11 protein-coding genes and 1 pseudogene are annotated in these 17,608 nt (G+C 57.9%); 9 read left to right on the top strand and 3 right to left on the bottom strand.

The features are described from left to right. Positions 1 to 13: 13 nt before the first annotated feature. Positions 14 to 1,294, bottom strand: a complete 1,281-nt coding sequence (locus PO881_RS21995) for a M20/M25/M40 family metallo-hydrolase (protein WP_280172997.1) — start codon at positions 1,292 to 1,294, stop codon at positions 14 to 16. Between the two features lie 79 nt (positions 1,295 to 1,373). Between PO881_RS21995 and PO881_RS21990 the strand changes: the two genes are divergently transcribed. From PO881_RS21990 to PO881_RS21980, 3 genes are all read left to right on the top strand, one after another. Continuing rightward, positions 1,374 to 2,144, top strand: a complete 771-nt coding sequence (locus PO881_RS21990; protein WP_280172996.1) for a GntR family transcriptional regulator — start codon at positions 1,374 to 1,376, stop codon at positions 2,142 to 2,144. Between the two features lie 130 nt (positions 2,145 to 2,274). Further along, positions 2,275 to 2,508, top strand: a complete 234-nt coding sequence (locus tag PO881_RS21985; RefSeq protein WP_007885913.1) for a YgdI/YgdR family lipoprotein — start codon at positions 2,275 to 2,277, stop codon at positions 2,506 to 2,508. Positions 2,509 to 2,535: 27 nt separating this feature from the next. After that, on the top strand, positions 2,536 to 2,766 hold the full coding sequence (locus PO881_RS21980) for a YgdI/YgdR family lipoprotein (RefSeq protein WP_222184172.1): 231 nt from the start codon (positions 2,536 to 2,538) through the stop codon (positions 2,764 to 2,766). 71 nt (positions 2,767 to 2,837) lie between these two features. On the opposite strand, the gene PO881_RS21975 is transcribed toward PO881_RS21980, so the two are convergent. Beyond that, on the bottom strand, positions 2,838 to 3,623 hold the full coding sequence (locus PO881_RS21975) for a MipA/OmpV family protein (RefSeq protein ID WP_110867129.1): 786 nt from the start codon (positions 3,621 to 3,623) through the stop codon (positions 2,838 to 2,840). A gap of 124 nt (positions 3,624 to 3,747) precedes the next feature. Here PO881_RS21975 and PO881_RS21970 point away from each other — a divergent pair, with 124 nt between their 5' ends. The 4 genes from PO881_RS21970 to PO881_RS21955 all read left to right on the top strand — a co-directional run bounded on the left by PO881_RS21970 (position 3,748) and on the right by PO881_RS21955 (position 9,921). Continuing rightward, positions 3,748 to 4,443 (top strand): response regulator transcription factor, encoded by a 696-nt coding sequence (locus PO881_RS21970; protein WP_101761262.1) that lies wholly within the window; start codon positions 3,748 to 3,750, stop codon positions 4,441 to 4,443. Next, positions 4,440 to 5,624 carry an ATP-binding protein gene (locus tag PO881_RS21965; RefSeq protein WP_280172995.1) on the top strand — a complete coding sequence of 395 codons (1,185 nt, stop codon included), beginning with the start codon at positions 4,440 to 4,442 and terminating at the stop codon, positions 5,622 to 5,624. Before PO881_RS21970 ends, PO881_RS21965 begins: the two co-directional genes overlap by 4 nt. Positions 5,625 to 5,713: 89 nt before the next feature. Continuing rightward, the gene (locus tag PO881_RS21960) at positions 5,714 to 6,859 is read left to right on the top strand and encodes an efflux RND transporter periplasmic adaptor subunit (RefSeq protein ID WP_280172994.1); all 1,146 of its coding nucleotides are present in this window, start codon (positions 5,714 to 5,716) and stop codon (positions 6,857 to 6,859) included. After that, a complete protein-coding gene (locus PO881_RS21955) occupies positions 6,856 to 9,921 on the top strand; it encodes an efflux RND transporter permease subunit (protein WP_280172993.1) in 3,066 nt (1,021 codons plus the stop codon). Before PO881_RS21960 ends, PO881_RS21955 begins: the two co-directional genes overlap by 4 nt. 36 nt (positions 9,922 to 9,957) lie before the next feature. Here PO881_RS21955 and PO881_RS21950 read toward each other — a convergent pair. Beyond that, a pseudogene (locus tag PO881_RS21950) lies at positions 9,958 to 12,646 on the bottom strand (cation-transporting P-type ATPase). Positions 12,647 to 13,152: 506 nt separating this feature from the next. Here PO881_RS21950 and PO881_RS21945 point away from each other — a divergent pair. Together PO881_RS21945 and PO881_RS21940 are read left to right on the top strand one after the other, a co-directional pair. Continuing rightward, the gene (locus PO881_RS21945) at positions 13,153 to 14,241 is read left to right on the top strand and encodes an efflux RND transporter periplasmic adaptor subunit (RefSeq protein ID WP_280172992.1); all 1,089 of its coding nucleotides are present in this window, start codon (positions 13,153 to 13,155) and stop codon (positions 14,239 to 14,241) included. Next, a complete protein-coding gene (locus PO881_RS21940) occupies positions 14,241 to 17,285 on the top strand; it encodes an efflux RND transporter permease subunit (protein WP_280172991.1) in 3,045 nt (1,014 codons plus the stop codon). Before PO881_RS21945 ends, PO881_RS21940 begins: the two co-directional genes overlap by 1 nt. Positions 17,286 to 17,608: the final 323 nt, after the last annotated feature.

The raw sequence follows: 17,608 nt of genomic DNA, 5'->3' as shown, positions 1-17,608 counted from the left end.
TCCTCGTGATTAGTTAATTACCCTGGGTTGGCTGAAAATCATCGGCGAGATACGCCAGAATGGACTGCGAAAGTGCGATCACATCTGCCAGCGTGGTGTACTCATCGGCGGCATGAATGCGGTTGTCAGGACGGGCGAGGCCGCCGAGTAAAATCTCCTGAATCCCGGCTTGCTGGACCCAGCCCATATCGGAACTGGTGGACGATCCCCAGGGTTTGAACTCGCTGGGTTGGAAGCCAAAACCCTGACTCAGCGCCGCCTGCCAGCGCGGCCAGTGCGGACCGTCTGGATTAGCGACCGGCGCCAGATGGCCAATCATTTGCAGCGTGACGTCGAGCGCGGGGCTGTCGCGCATCGCACTTTCCACACAGTGCGTCAGCTCCTGCCACACCGCGTCAAAGCGCTCTTCCGGCGCGTAGCGGCGGTTAATCAGCAGCTCAAACCGTTCCGGAATGGTTGATCCTTTGCTGCCGCCATGCGCAGCGGCCAGCGTTAACAGTGACGTCAGCGGTTTGCCGTGATAGTGCGGCGGAGAAGGCATCGCCGAGGTGCGTTGTTCCACCCTGAGCTTCAGCTGATATAGCGCGTTCATCATTGGCAGCGCCGCTTCAATAGCATTAACGCCGTTAACCGGATCGCCGGAGTGCGCCGAACGTCCGGTGATAATCACTTTGAGATCGATGCTGCCAAAGCAACCGGCCCAGATGCGCGGCACCGCGCCGCCGTTGAAGCTGAGCAGGTGACCGGAGAAAAGTTGTTGTTCCGCCAGATAACGAATGCCGGGATACAAGCCGCCCTCTTCATCGCTACACAGCAGAAATACCGGATTAAAACGCAGCGGGATGGCCGCCGCCTGTGCCGCGCGCACTGCCGCCATCGCGGCAACAATGGTGCCTTTCATGTCTGCTGCGCCGCGCCCAAACAGCTTGCCTTCCGCTGCGGTCAGCGTGAGCGCTGGAAAACGCCAGCCATCGCCGGCGGGAACGGTATCGGTATGGAAATAGAGATTGCAGTTTTCAGCGGCACCGGCATCAAGCGATGCCAGCAAATTGACGCGTTCACCGTACGCGCTGCCGTCCGGTGCCTGCCATAAATGTTCCGGCACGGAGACGCGCGCAAAGTGAAAATCCAGCGGTGCTAACAAGTGCGTCATCACGTCAGCAAATGCGCCATAACCGTTGCCCGGCGGGAAGCAGGTATCCACCTCCAGCATCTGTTTTAGGTCATCCGTCATTTGCGCGCCGTCATGAGCAATCATCGCTAATGCGTTGTTAAAACGTGGATTTTGCGTCATAGGATTATCGTCTGTTGTATTTCTATATAGTTTATAGATAATGCAATTCAACGACTGAGGTCAATCGGTAATCGGAAACATGCAAAAAAACTATGACGCGAACCACGCTCAACCTTTCGCCAGACTCAGCGAAGGTGAAGGTGCGCCGCTGTATGAAGTGGTCAAGCGCCATATCAGCGAATCGATCCTGCAAGGTGAACTGCCCGCGGGCACGATTTTGCCGAGTGAAAATAGCCTGGCGGCGAAGTTTGGTGTGTCGGTGGGCACCGTGCGCAAAGCGCTGGCGGCGCTGACCACGGAAGGCATGCTGATGCGACGCCGCAAAACCGGCACCGTGGTAACCGGCTGGGCGCCGCTGCACAATCTCAGCCACTTTTTTCAGTATTTTCGCCTGCATGATAAAACCGGCGGATTGCTGCAATCCGATACCCGATTACTGGATTATCAGCTGAGTCATGCCAGCGCCGACGAAGCAGAGAAACTGCAAATTGGTCAGGGCGATGAAGTGATCAGGCTGAAGCGTTTGCGTCGCGTGAAGGGCATCGCCGCGATGCATGAAACACTGGTGCTGCCTTCGGCGCGTTTGGCCGATTTCCCAGCAGCCGATCAGTTACCGCCGCTGCTTTATCGCTATTTGTTTGAACGCTACGACCTGCGCGTCGCCGCCGTGCGTGAACAAATTACCGCTACGCTGGCGAATGAAGAGGATGCGGCGCTGCTGGAGCTGAGTTTGCCGCACGCCGTGATGGTGATTGATGAAGTGTCGTTTGATCAAAGTGCCCTGCCGGTAATTTTGGCGCACCACCGTTTTAGTACCGAACACTTTATGTATGTGAATGAGATCCGCTAAGCGCGCGGCATGAACCGCCATCTGAGTAGGATTAAACAGCGCAGATGCGCCGGGTTTCTGGCTGTTTTGGGAAAATGTTCTAAGCTATTTAGGTAGTTAAAACTTATTCCACTGAAAGGAACTCATCACGATGAAAAAAACAGTACTGGCAACGGCATTTCTTGGCACTTTTATGGCAATGACATTGACCGCTTGCTCTTCAAATCAGGCGATTAAGACCACCGACGGACGCACGATTGTGACGTCTGGTAAGCCGCAAATCGACAGTGACACAGGCCTTGTTTCTTACAAGGATGCGCAAACCGGTAAAACTGAGCAGATCAATCGCGACAAGATTACCAACATGAGCGAACTGGATAATTAATATCCTTTTAACAGCCTGGAGAGACTAATGAAAAAATCAATTTTGCTTTCTATTACTGCGCTTATTGCCCTGTCCGCTTTAACCGGATGTACGCGTACCTCGTACGCCATCCACACCAATGATGGACGCACCATCGTCACCGATGGCAAACCACAGGATGCTGAAACCGGCCTGCTGGGTTATGTCGATGCCAATGGCGTGAAGCAGCAAATCAATAAAAGTGACGTGAAAGAGATCTCTGAAGTTCCGCATAAATAATCTTTCTCACTCAAGCCGCCCGCTGTAGTGGATTTCCTTACAGCGGTGCGGGCTTAAACACCATTCAAATCTTAAAACGTATAGGTCACCGCCGCTGTTGCGGTCAGCTGATTCTGCCTGAACACGATGGGACTGTCCGCCGCGTGATCGTCGAGCCACGTGTAGCCCGCGCTCAACGCCCCGCCCCAATGCTGGGTAAACTGATGACTCCATGTCAGGTCGGTTTCTACCCCATAAAATCCCGCTGCCGGTGAGTAAGTCGCATAGCCACTTTTCACGCTTTGACGCGCACTGACGCCGTACCAGGTTTGCATGTAACGCGCATCCCCAAATAGCGCGGACGTCTGCAAGGAAAGGCTATCCTGCTGGCTTTGCAGCGGAATTAACGTTACCGAGGTGCGATAATTCACGCCCTGACTGTCTGTCAGCGGCAGCACGGCTTTCGCTTCGAGGACCAGCCACGGCGAGACCGCCCAACCGGCCGCAATAGCGGTGTTGAGTGTGGCATTGATTGTGCCCATGCCACGCAGCTTGTCAGAACCGTCGCGCCAGTCGGAATCCTTGTCTGCCCTGCCCAGACCATATCCCAGCGAATGCTCCAGATACAGGCCGCTGTCGCTTTGCAGATCGTAGCCGACCCCCTTTTGCGAATCGACGAAAAAGGCACCTTTTCTGGCCTGCAACATCGGCACCGCTTGCCAGCGTTGCTTATCTGCGCCGCTGTATGTCGGCGTGGTCTGCGCGCCCACACCAATCATCACGCCATCCTGCGCTGCGCTGTCATCAGCGCGGCTGCTGGTACTGATACTGACCAGTAACAAACAGCCACTGTACAGCGCCTTTTTTCTCGTTATCATCGTGTCACCTCAGTTACCCATCTGTTTTTAGCCCCTTGCCCGGGCGTTGCGTCACGGATTGGAGTATCCCGAAGCATTGTCAATAACGTGCCAGGGATTTATGAAGAAACTGTCAAGGTGAGCCATGAACAACAGACGAGTATTGGTTATTGAGGATGATGCAGACGCGGCAGACGTGCTGGAAGCCTATCTGCTACGTGAAGGATACGCCGTGGAGATTGCCGGCGATGGGCATAGCGGACTTGAGCGCGTTGAGAAGTGGAAACCCGATCTCATTCTGCTCGACATCATGTTGCCCGGCATGAACGGCACCGAGGTGCTGGCTGCCGTGCGACGCCGCGCGGACACGCCGGTGATTATGATTACCGCGATGACCGACACGCCCGACAGAATCGGCGCGCTGCGCTTAGGGGCGGATGACTACGTCGTGAAACCCTATCATCCGGGCGAAGTGGTCGCGCGCGTGCAGGCGGTGCTGCGCCGCAGCCGGGCGGCCGTTGCGGAGGATGAAGTGCTGCGCTGGCAGGCGCTTGAGGTCAATACCGCCGCGATGACTGCAATGGTCGCGCAGCCAGAGCAACAGCCAACACGCGTTGAACTCACGCCAACCGAATTTTCCCTGCTGGTGACACTGATGCGAGCGCCGGTGCGCGCACTCAGCCGTCACTATCTGATCGAAACCTGCATGCCTGAAAGCGAGGCGCTGGAAAGGGTGATCGACACCCACGTTTACAACCTGCGTAAGAAGCTCGAAAACGCCGGTCTATCCGAGATATTACTCAACGTGCGCGGCGTGGGTTACAGGTTCAGACAGCCATGAAAAAGTCACCTCCTCAAACGCTATGGCGCTGGATCTGCGTGCGTATTTTGACGCTGGCCATCGTCACGGTGATTGCCGTCGCTGGCATTATGTTCCTGCGCTTTGCGCTGCAAAACTTGTGGATCATCCACCATATGCCGCCGGAGATGCGCCAGGAATTTCTGACGCTGCGTGCGCATCCGCAAACCAATCTGCCGCGCTTCCACGAGATCGTTGATGAACGCTGGGGCGTGCGCTACTCCGATCCTTCGGTGGGTGCCGCTGACTGGCTGATGGTGATCATCCTGATTTTCATCATTACGCCGTTTGTTGCCTTCACCGTTCTGCGCAACGCCCGCCCGCTGGCGTTGCAATTTAGCCATCTGAAAAAAACCGCTGATCGGGTATCCGAAGGGCAGTTTGGTTCCGCCGCCACCATTGTAAAAAGCGCGCCGGCGGAGCTGTTGCACTTCGCACACGACTTTAATCGCATGAGCCAGCAGCTGGCGCTCTACGATCGTGAACTGCGCGCCTCGCACGTGGCGCTGGCACACGAACTCCGTTCGCCGCTGACGGCCGCCATTGGTCGGTTACAAGGTCTGCTGGATGGCGTGTTTCAGCCGGAACCGCAGCAGCTGGAGATGATCATGAAACAGCTGCGCCACATGAGCCGACTGATCGATGAGCTCCACCTGCTGTCGCTGGCCGACGCCGGACAACTCAAGTTGGATTTGCATGAGATCAACCCCGGAGAACTGGCGCGGGAGCGCGTGGCCTGGGTGCGACCGCAAGCCGAAGCCAGCGGCATGATCATCAGCGTGGCAGCAGACAGCACGCTCACCTGCCGCGCCGATCCCTTCCGCCTGGGTCAGGTGTTTAGCGTGTTAATTGAAAATGCGTTGCGCTATGGCAAGCCTGCGGGCCAGTTGCAGATTACTGCCCGCGCGGTGCCGGGAGGCTGCAGCATCGAATTCAGGGATGATGGCCCCGGCGTGGCGCCTGAGTTTCTGCCCGAGATGTTTGAACGTTTCACGCGCGGTGAATCCTCGCGCGCGCGCCACTCAGGCGGCAGCGGGCTGGGCTTGTCGATCGCCCGCGCCATCTGCGCGGCGCATGGCGGCAGGATCAGCGCCAAACTACCCAAAGAGGGCGGCCTCAGCCTGGCGATTTTCCTGCCGGACGTCAGTCCGGCACCGTTTTAAGCGCTCTTGACAGGATCTTGACTCGCCGTACAACGAATCTCGACAGTTCGCCGTTTTAATGGCGCCAAATCCTTGTACGGAGTGGCGCCATGACTGACTCTTTCACCGGCCTGGTCAAACAGGCCGCCGACCATCTTATCGATGCACAACGCCTGATAACGTTGCTGCCATTGTTGCCCTGCATGGTGGCCATCGCCTTGTCGCTGACTGCCTGCGGGCCACGCGATCCCTTACCACCCGCGCCTCCCCGACCGGTAAAATTCATCACCGTGAAGCCCGCCCTGCAAGGGCAACAGGTGCAGATGATCGGCGATATTCATGCCCACGACGAAACATCATTGGGTTTCAGGCTGGATGGGCGGATTCTGACGCGCCCTGCCGAAGTGGGCGATCGTGTTGACGCCGGTCAGGTGCTGGCAACGTTAGAGAGCAGCACTACCGCCAATGCGTTACGCAGCGCGATGGCGGACACCGACAGCGCGCGGGCAGCTGAACGCGTTGCGGCGCTGAATCTACATCGTATGAAACAGTTGATGCCTTCCGGTGCGATTGCACGGGCGCAGCTCGACAGCGCGCAATCCGATTGGCAATCCGCTGCGGCGCACCTGCAAAGCAGCGAAGCCGCACTCAACAGCGCGCAGGAAAATCTACGCTGGACGCAGCTGACGGCTCCTTTTAGCGGCGTGATCACCGCCGTCAGCGCCTCTGCCGGACAGGTCGTGAGCACCGGTCAAACGGTGATGTCACTGGCAAGCGGTGCGCGGCGGGATGTGGTTCTGGATGTGCCTTTCCCGGCAGCATTTTCCTCGCTCCCCAGCGATGCCTTTCGCGTGTCCCTGCTCTCTTCACCGGCGATCGCCGCGCAGGCGCATCTGCGCGATATTAGCCCGCAGGCCGATCCGCAAACGCGGACCTGGCGGGTTCGATTAACGCTAGACGATCCACCGCCAGCGATGCTGTTGGGCGCCAGCGTCAGCGTGGCACTACCGGAGAGCGATCCCCGCACCTTTATCCTTCCTGCATCCGTGCTGACGCGCCTGGCGGACAAGCCGGCGGTGTTTGTGCTGGATGCGCAGCGCGGCAAGGTCACACGCCGCACGGTGGTGATTTCCCGCTTCACCGCCAGCGAAGTCTATATCGCCAGTGGTCTCACGGCAGGCGAAAGCGTGGTCACGGCAGGCGTCAGCACACTGCGCGATGGCGAAGCGGTTGCGCGGGGAGATGAGCAGCCATGAGTGAACCTTCCGCTCGCGATAAATTCAACCTTTCCGCCTGGGCGCTGGCTCATCAACAGCTGATGGCTTTTCTGATGCTGATGATCCTTGGCGCTGGCGTGCTCAGCTATCAGGCGCTGCCGCGCAACGAAGATCCCGCCTTTACCATCAAAACCGCCGTGGTCTCCGCGCAGTGGCCCGGTGCCGATCTCGACGATACGGTGCAACTGCTGACTGAACCGCTGGAGAAAAAGCTGCAGGAAGTGGCCTATCTGGATTACGTGCAGAGCGAAACGCATCCCGGTAAAACCGTTATCTTTGTCAATCTGCGCGACAGCACGCCGCCCGGCAAAGTGCAGGACATCTGGTATCAGGTACGCAAGAAAATGCAGGATGTCAGCTCCGCGCTGCCTGCGGGCGTTGCGGCACCGGCGGTCAATGATGATTTTGACGATACCTTTGGCACGATTTACGGTTTTACTGCTGAAGGATTCAGCACACGTGAACTGCGCGATCGCGTTGAGTCGATTCGCGATCGGCTGATGAGCGTACCGGATGTCGGCAAAATTGCGTTGCTCGGCGTGCAGGAGGAGCAGATTGTGGCGAGCTTCTCTCCGCGCACGCTCGCGGGAATGGGCCTGAGCCTGCAACAGGTCACCGATGCCTTGCAGGCGCAGAATGCCTTGTCACCCGCAGGCGTCATTCGCACCGACAGCGATAACATCGCGCTGCGCGTCAGCGGTGCCTTCAACTCGGAACAGAGCCTGCGCGCCGTGACGCTGCATATCAACGATCGCTACATTCCCCTGACCGATATCGTCACACTGACGCGTGTGGCGGCGGAACCGCCAACGCCGCTTTATCGCGTCAACGGTAAGCCAGCGATTGGGCTGGCGATCTCCATGGCGCCGACCGGCAATATGCTGGATTTTGGCCACGCGTTAACGGACAAAATGTCGCGGATTGCCAGCCAACTGCCGCACGGAATTGAGGTAACGAAAGTAGCGGATCAGTCGCGGGTGGTCAGCGACGCGGTCAGCGGATTTGTGCGGGTGCTCGGTGAAGCCATCTTTATCGTGCTGGCCGTCTCTTTCGTCTCGCTCGGGCTACGTGCCGGTTTAGTGGTGGCGGCGGCGATTCCTCTGGTGCTGGCGATGACCTTTACCGGCATGATGCTGGCGGGCATTGGGCTGCAACGCATTTCCCTTGGCGCGCTGATCATCGCGTTGGGGTTGTTGGTGGATGATGCGATGATCGCGGTGGAGACCATGGTCGCCCGACTCGAAGCCGGTGATTCCCGCTGGCGCGCCGCTACAGTAGCCTTTGAAACCACCGCATTTCCGATGCTCACCGGCACGCTGGTGATGATTGCCGGTTTCATTCCCGTCGGCTTCGCCGCGTCCGGCGCGGGGGAGTATTGCTACTCGCTGTTTGTGGTGGTGCTGATTTCGCTGCTCAGTTCCTGGGTCGTTGCGGTGCTGTTCTCTCCGCTGACCGGCAGCTGGATCCTGTCATCAAGGCCAGGTAAACCGCACGCTGAGCCCGGTTGGTTGCTGCGCCTCTATCGCCGTCTGGTTTCACAGGTGTTACGCCATCGGGGCTTGACGCTCGGCCTGGCGGGCGCATCGCTGCTGCTCGCCATCTGGGGCATGAGCCACCTGCAGGGCGAGTTTTTCCCGGCATCCGATCGCCCGGAGCTGCTGGTCAGCCTCACGCTGCCGGCGAACGCCTCGCAGGCGCGCACCTTAAGCGTGGTAGAACAGCTCGAAGCGAAACTCAGCGGCAACACCAATATCGACCATTTCTCCTCCTATAGCGGCAGCGGCGCCGTGCGTTTTTATCTGCCGATGGACGTGCTGAACGATGATGAAAACATCGCCCAGCTGGTCGTGGTAGCCAAAAATCTGGCGGCGAGGGATCGGTTGAAAGCTGAACTCGATCGCCTGCTGGCACGCGATTTCAGCGATGTGGTGACGCGCGTATCGCCGCTGGAACTGGGTCCGCCGGTTGGCTGGCCGATCCGCTATCGCATCAGCGGGCCGCACTACGAGCGGGTGAAACAGTATGCGGAAAAGCTGGCCAGCATCCTCGGGCAATCCCACGCGACGCGCAGCGTAAACCTGACCGCAGGCGAGCCGGAACGCGTCATCACCTTTGCGGTGAACCAAACCGCAGCCCGCGCGGCTGGCGTCTCTTCACAGGATATCGCGCAGCTGCTGAACCGCGTGTGGTCCGGTCAAAGCGTGACGACCGTGAGAGATCATAACCGGCTGGTTGATGTGGTGTTGCGCGCCAACGATGACGATCGGCTGGATTTAACCAGCCTCGCTGCGCTGAAACTGACCACGGCGTCAGGCGCGAAGATTGCCATCGGCCAGGTTGCGACACTGCTGTGGGGATTGCAGGATCCGGTGATGTGGCGTCGCCAGGGTTTTCCCTATGTGGTTGTACAAACTGATGTAGCGGCGGGCATGCAAGCGGAGACCACATCCGCGCAGCTCAGCGCAGATGTCCAGCAGCTGCGTGCCGGATTAGCGCCGGGTTACACCCTTGATGAAGAGGGCACGGTTGCCGAATCGGATAAAGGTAACGGCTCAGTGTTTGCCGTTTTGCCGGTGACGTTGTTTGTCATGCTGATACTGCTGATGGTGCAGCTGCAACGCGTATCGCGCATGTTGCTGGCATTGGCGATGGCGCCTTTTGGACTGCCTGGCATTGTTCTGGCAATGCTGCCCAGCGGCACGCCGATGGGATTTGTCGCCCTGCTCGGTATGATTGCGCTGGCTGGCATGATCATCCGCAACGCGGTGATCCTGATCATGGAAGCCGATAGCGATCTGCGTGCTGGCATGTCGCGCAATGATGCAGTAAGCCAAGCGGCTGAGCATCGTGCCCGCCCGATTCTTCTCACCGCCTGCGCCGCGATTTTAGGCATGATTCCCATCTCGCATCAGGTGTTTTGGGGGCCGATGGCCTACGCCATCATTGGTGGATTGCTGGTGGGAACGCTGATGACGCTGACGGTGTTGCCCGCTGCGCTCAGTCTGGTGATGCAGCGTGAATCAGCGTCTTCCGCTGAATGAAAAAGGGTTGGCTGGCATGGCGCCAGCCAACTTACGTTAACGTGCCAGGCGCCAGCCGCGTGTCAGGCGCTTCTCTATCTCCACCAGCACAAAGATCCCGGCGCTCACCGCCAGCGAAATTAGCCAGTATTTGAACGGCAATGGCGCGGTGCCAAACAGCGTATTCATCAAGGGAACATAGATAATCATCGCCTGCAGCGCGATAAGCACCACGGTGACCAGCCAGATGCCACGGTTTTTCAGCAAACCGGCATCCAGCGAGAATCCGTTGCTGTTACGGCAGTTCAGCATGTAAACCCACTGCGCGGTGACCAGCATCTGCAGCAGCACGGTGCGGATGAACTCCGGCGTGTAGCCGCGCGGCTGGAGCCAGGCTTCCAGCACAAAGGCGCTAATCGAAATCAGCAGGCCGACGAAGATGACGCGCCAGATGGCGTAAGCGTCCATCACCGGGCTGCGTGCGTTACGCGGCGGGCGGCGCATGATGTTGCGCTCTGCCGGTTCAAATGCCAGACCAAACGACAGCGTTGCAGAGGTCGCCATGTTCATCCACAGAATCTGTACCGGCGTAAGCGGCAGCAGGTTGCCCATCAGAATCGCAATGATGATCAGCAATCCCTGCGCGAGGTTGGTCGGCATGATAAACAGAATGGTTTTCTTCAGGTTATCGTAGACGCGTCGGCCCTCTTTCACTGCAGCTGCGATGGTGGCGAAGTTGTCGTCGGCGAGGATCATATCCGCCGCCTCTTTGGTCACTTCAGTGCCTTTGATGCCCATCGCGATGCCGACGTTGGCCTGCTTCAGCGCGGGCGCATCATTGACGCCATCACCGGTCATGCCGACGATTTCACCGCTGCTCTCCAGCGCTTTCACCAGACGCAGCTTATGCTCGGGGCTGGTGCGGGCAAAAATGTCGTATTCACGCGCCGCCACGCCCAACTCGGCATCGTCCATGTGCTCTAGCTGGTAACCGGTGATGGCAGAATCGCTGTTACCAATGCCCAGCATCTGGCCAATCGCCATCGCGGTTTCCGGGTGATCGCCGGTGATCATCTTCACGCGAATCCCTGCCTGCTGGCAGTCGCGAATCGCGGTGATGGCTTCCGGACGCGGCGGATCCATCATGCACGCCAGGCCCAGCATCTTCATGCCGTTGCGTAAATCCTCATGATCGATGTGGTGCTGCGCTTCCGGCAGCCAGCGCCACGCGGCGGCAACCGTGCGCAACCCTTCGCTGGCGTAGGTGGTGATCGCCGCTTCCCAATATTCGCGATCAATCACTTCCGCATCGGTAGCACCCTGCTGCTGCTGACACAGCGACAGCAACACATCAGGCGCGCCGGTCATCAGCAGGCACGGTTTGCCATCAATCAGGCAGCTCACCGCCATGTATTTGTAGGCCGAGTCAAACGGCAGCTTGCTCAGGATCTGCACCTTGTCACTCTTAATGCCCGCCTTGGCGGCCAGCACTTTCAGCGCCCCTTCGGTTGGGCCACCCACAATGCCCCAGTTGCCATTGGCATCCTGACGCAGCTGGCTTTCGTTACAGATATCCACCACCTGCAGGAAGCCCTGCATCAGCGCATCGCTCTGTTGACCCGCGTCAAGGGTAAATTCGCCTTTGGGTTCATAGCTGTTGCCGCTGATGCGCCACTGGCTGTTCGCCAGCACCACCGCTTTCACCGTCATCTCGTTCATGGTCAGCGTGCCGGTTTTATCCGAGCAGATCACCGTCATGGCACCGAGCGTTTCGACCGTCGGCAGCTTGCGAATGATGGCGTGATTGCGTGCCATCGACTGCACGCCAAGCGACAGAATGATCGAAATAATCGCCGGTAAACCTTCCGGCACTGCCGCTACCGCGAGGCTGATCACCGACAGCAGCAGCTCCGTCACCGCGATGTCGCGCAGCAGATAACCAAACACAAACAGCGCCGCCATCATCAACATGATGATGCCGAAGATGGCTTTTCCGAGTTTGTCGATCTGCACCAGCAGCGGGGTTTTCGCCTCTTCAATCGAGGAGATCATCGCATTGATGTGGCCCAGCTCGGTGTCGCCGCCAGTGGCGATCACCACGCCCAGCGCGGTACCTGAACTGACGGTGGTGCCGGAATAGGCCAGATTCAGGCGATCGCCGAGCCCTTTTTCACCTTCAAGTGCCACGGTGTTCTTTGATACCACCGTGGATTCGCCGGTCAGAATCGCCTCTTCGACACGCAAGTTATGTACCTCGAACAGCCGCAAATCCGCCGGGATCTTATCGCCAGGACGCAGCATTACCACATCGCCGACCACCAGATGCTGTGTAGCGACGGTGATCTGCTGGCCATCGCGCAGCACCATGGCATCGCTCGACATCATGTTCTGGATGCTTTTCGGCGTTGCTTTCCTGAATGAAGCCGATCAGGGCGTTGATCACCGCCACGCCGAGAATCACAAAGGTATCCACCCAATGGCCCATCACCGCGGTGATCACCGCCGCCGCCAGCAGGATGTAAATCAGTACATCTTTGAAATGCGCCAGAAAACGCATCAGCAGTGATTTTTCCGCCTTTTGCGGCAGCACGTTCGGCCCGTTGGCGTCCAGTCGTTGCTGTGCGTCGGTGCTGCTCAACCCCGCGGGTGAGCTGTTGATGGCTTTAAACACGGCGGCGTTATCCTGCTGATAATAGGGACGCGCGGATGCTTCCGGACGTTTTGGCTGAATAGGAATAACGGTCATAATTAACCCCGTGACAGTGAATTGAAAATAAAAAAGCGTGCGAAAATAAAAACCACATTTTAATTATATTTTCCCAAAGCATACTGACCGTGGTCATGTTTTTACTGATTCAGAAGTGTGATGCTAATAGTGATAGCACTGATTGCGCAATGTTATTATTTAAACGCAAATAGAAAGATGCATGACGCATATTAATTTTAGTTTCATCTCGAAATGTATTAATCATAGGGGGAATTATTATGAATAAATTACACAACCTGACAATACCGATAATCATTTCCTTTATTATCATTGCAGTATCATCAGCTACCGCCATCGGCTTACTCTCTTATCATGTGGTTTCGCGCATGGTGGCATAATTGATTTCGCCAGATATCGCTAAATTAAACCAACCTTAAACGCACATAATTGTTTCCACCTAATGACCCTTATTTTGCGGAGGGTCATTATTCCCTCTTTCAGGCAATGGCATATTTCCGCCCTTTCTTTCTTATTGAGGCAGGGGCATGAATAATTGGCCAGTGCTGGGCGCACTTGTAATTTGTTTGGTTTTGATCGGTTGTGACAATAAAAGCGGTGATGAACTCAGCGCACCTCGCGTAATTAAAGCGCTAACACTGACGGAAAATACCACAGAGAAAGTCAGGGTATTTCCAGCGCGTATTTCGGCGGGCGATTACACCGAATTGGCGTTTAAGCGTACCGGGCGGCTGGCGCAGTTGCAGGTGCGTGAAGGCAGCCATGTGAAGGCTGGCGAGGTGATTGGCCGACTGATCGATACCGATGCGCAGCTGCGCGTCAACGATCAGCAGAACAGATTCCAGCTGGCGGATCGTCAGTATCAGCGCTTCAGTGCGCTGGCCACGCGCAGTGCGGTTTCGCAGGCAGATATGGATGTGCAAAAGGCCAATCGCGACTCCGCCGCCGTGGCGCTCAACATCGCCAAACAGGAGCTGGATTATCACACCTTGCGCGCACCGTTTGACGGCATCGTCACCAGCGTGGCCTCACAAAATCATCAGGTGGTTACCGCCGGACAAACGGTGGCGGTGATCAGCCGCAACGATGTACTGGATGTGATTTTCAGCGTGCCGGAAAACCTGTTCACCAGCCTTGACGTGCAAAACGTGAGTTATCAGCCAGAGATCAGTCTGAATGCGCTGCCGGGCCGCACGTTTCGCGCGGCATATAAAGAGCATCGCGCAGCAGCTGATGCCGCCACGCTAACCTGGCAAGTGGTGCTGACGATGCCGCGTCCGACGGATTTACCGCAGGTCAGCGGACTGAGCGGCACGGTGAAAGTGCAGATGCATAATCTGCCCACTTCCGATGGCACGCCGCTGCTGCGCGTGCCGGCCAACGCGGTGTTTAACCCGGATCACAGCCTGCCGAATCAGCCTTACGTGTGGCTGATCAGCGGTGAAGGTGATGTGGTTAACGTTCAGCAGCAGCCGGTGGTGGTGGGAAAACTCAATGCGCAGGGCATCGAAATTCTCTCCGGCCTGCAAGTGGGCGATCGCATTGTGGTCGCGGGCGTCAGCGATCTGCGTGATGGTCAGGCGGTGCGCCTGTGGACACGCGAGCGAGGTCTGTGATGCGCCTGCTGGAACCGTTTCTCAAATACCCGATTCGCAGTTGGCTGGTGATCCTGCTGCTGGGCGTGGGCGGCATCTTTGCGCTGCTCAATATCGGTCGTCTGGAAGATCCGCTTTTCACCATTAAATCGGCGGTGATTGTGACGCACTATCCCGGCGCGTCGGCGCAGCAGGTGGAAGAGGAAGTCACGCTGCCGCTGGAGAACGCCTTGCAGCGCTTGCCATCGCTCGACAACGTCAGTTCGATCTCCAGCAACGGTTTGTCGCAGATCACCGTTACGATTCATAGCCACTATCGCGCCGACGACTTGCCGCAGGTGTGGGATGAATTGCGTCGCCGCGTTGACGATGCCACGCGCCAGTTTCCACCCGGCGTCAGCGCGCCGCTGGTAAATGACGACTTTGGCGATGTCTACGGCTACTTCTTTACCCTTTCCGGCGAGAACTTCACCAACAGCGAGCTGCGCACCTACGCCGATCAATTGCGGCGTGAGCTGAATCTGGTGCCCGGCGTGGCGAAAGTGGCGATTGCCGGTATTGAGCAGGAGCAGGTGAATATCACGCTCTCCAGCCAGAAGATGGCGGCGCTGGGCGTGACGCCACAGCGCGTGGCCGCTTTGCTCAACAGCGTCAATGCCGTCTCCGATGCGGGCCAGATTCGCCTCGGCAATGAAGCGATTCGTTTCCATCCGACCGGCGAGTTTCAGTCACTGGATGAGATCGGTGCGCTGCCAATCTCTGCGCCCGGCAGCAGCCAGCAAGTGTTGCTGCGCGATATCGCCACGCTCAGCCATGGCGTTACCGAACGGCCGGGCAATCTCTATCACGCCAACGGCAACGCCGCGCTGGCGATGGGCGTCTCCTTTGCGCCTGGCGTCAACGTGATTGATGTCGGCGATGCGTTAAGCGCCAAAATTCAGCAGCATCAGCAGGCCAAACCGCTCGGCATCGATCTGAACGTGTTTTATAACCAGGCGCAGGAAGTGAAGCAGTCGGTGGATGGTTTCATCAATAACTTTCTGATGGCGCTGGCGATTGTGGTGGGCACGCTGCTGCTGTTTATGGGCGTCCGCAGCGGCATGGTGATCGCCGCCTCGCTGGCGCTCAATGTGCTGGGCACGCTGCTGATCATGTATCTGTTTAAGCTTGAGCTGCAGCGCGTGTCGCTGGGTGCGCTGATTATCTCCCTCAGCATGCTGGTGGATAACGCCATCGTGGTGGTGGAAGGCATCAAGGTTGATCGCCAGCGCGGCAAGCCGTTGCAGCAGGCGATGAGGCAGATGGTAAAACGCAGCGCGCTGCCGCTGCTCGGCGCCACGGTGATCGCCATCATCGCCTTCGCGCCAATTGGTTTATCGCAGGATTCCACCGGCGAATACTGTAAATCGCTGTTCCAGGTGCTGCTGATTTCTCTGCTGCTCAGCTGGATCACCGCGCTGACGCTGACGCCGGTGTTCGTGCAGTGGATGGATGGTCGCCAGGCGATCAGCAAGCAAGACGCACAGCCGTATCAAGGCGTGGTGTTTCGCCTGTATCGCCGCGTACTCACCACGCTGCTGCGCTTCCGCATCACTACTTTAGTGCTGATGGCCGCGTGCCTGGCCGCCTCGGTCTATGGCTTCGGCTACGTGAAGCAGAACTTCTTCCCCGCCTCCAATACGCCGATTTTCTTCACCGATCTGTGGCTGCCGTATGGCACCGACATCCATTACACCGCACAAACCGCGCGCGAGGTTGAAGGCTGGATTAACCAGCAGCCGGGCGTCAGCAGTACCGTGACCACCATTGGTCAGGGCGCGATGCGCTTTACGCTGACCTACGATGCGACGCGTCAGTACAGTAATTACGCGCAGATTATGGTGCGCGTGCAGGACGCCAGGCAGCTGGAAATGCTGGCGCAGCACACCGAGCAGCACATCGGCGAGCACTTCCCACAGGTGACGGAGCGCATCAAACGCATCAATTTTGGCAGTGTCAGCGACAGCGCCATTGCGCTGCGGATTACCGGCCCCGATCCCATTACGCTGCGGCAGATTGCCAGCCAGATTGACGACATTTTCCTCGCCGAGGGCAGCGCGTTTCCGCCGCGTCATGACTGGCAGGCGCGCAGTAAAGTGATTCGTCCGCAGTATTCGCCGCTGCGCGGTCAGGAGCTGGGCGTGGACAAGCGCGATATCGACCGCGCGCTGCGTATCAACTTCAGCGGTGATAGCGTCGGCTTGCTGCGCGAAGGCTCGCGGCTGATGCCGATCATGCTGCAGACTTCCGAGCTGGAGCGGCAGAATATCGACCATCTTGGCAATATTCAGGTGTGGAGTCAGACGCAGCAGCGCTATGTGCCGCTGGCCAATCTGGTGAACGATTTCCAGCTGGAATGGGAAGATCCGCTGATTATGCGTCGTGACCGCATGCGCGTCTTGACGGTGCAGACCGATCCCGATCCAGCCAGCGGCCGCACCGCCGCAGAGATTGTGGCGCGCGTGCAGCCGGCCATCGATCAGCTGAAGTTGCCCGCCGGCTATCATCTGGAATGGGGTGGCGAGTTGGAGAGTTCGCGCGATGCCCAAAGCGGCCTGCTTGGCTCGCTGCCGTTAGGTTTCCTCGCGATGTTTGTGATTACCGTGCTGATGTTTAACTCGCTGCGCGATGCGCTGGCGATCTGGATTACCGTGCCGCTGGCGCTGATTGGCGTCACCTGCGGCTTCCTGCTTACCGGCATTCCGTTTGGCTTTATGGCGTTGATTGGTTTGCTGAGTTTGTCAGGCATGTTGATTCGTAACGGTATCGTGCTGATTGAGGAAACGCACCAGATGGCGCGGCATCAGCCGTTACACCAAGCGATTCTTGATGCCGCAACGTCGCGTCTGCGCCCGATTCTGCTCACCGCCTTTACCACCGTGCTCGGCCTGCTACCGCTGCTGCGCGATGTGTTTTTCCAAAGCATGGCGGTGGTGATCATTTTCGGTTTGGGATTCGCCACGGTGCTAACGCTGCTGGTGTTGCCGGTGCTGTATCAAACCTTTTATCGGGGTAGTAAGTCTTGAGCGTGAAATTTTGCCTTGAGTCCGTATTATCCGTGTGGGCTCTGACGCATCTTGAAATTGAGCCGTTTTCAAAACCACGCTTGGAAGCTAAGAAGCAGGCCGGGGCCGCTTTTGGGCCGGCAATCCGCAGCGCTGAATGTAGCGAGGAAGCCAGGAGAGCCCGCAGGACGCGGGCGAAAGGCGGAGCCGGGACAAGGAAGTCCCGTCTCCGCCGGTCCGTCAGGCTGACGAGCGAAATGAAGGTACCGCGTAAGCGGCGCGAGGACCGCCGGACCAAAGGCGGCCCCGGCCAGCGTATTCGCCATTGAAAAAAAACAAGCATA

Origin of the sequence: Pantoea sp. SS70 (genome assembly GCF_029866845.1) — a bacterium.
Taxonomy (GTDB): domain Bacteria; phylum Pseudomonadota; class Gammaproteobacteria; order Enterobacterales; family Enterobacteriaceae; genus Pantoea; species Pantoea leporis.
The sequence above is the reverse complement of the archived record's forward strand: the minus strand, read 5'-3'. Positions and strand labels throughout refer to the sequence as shown.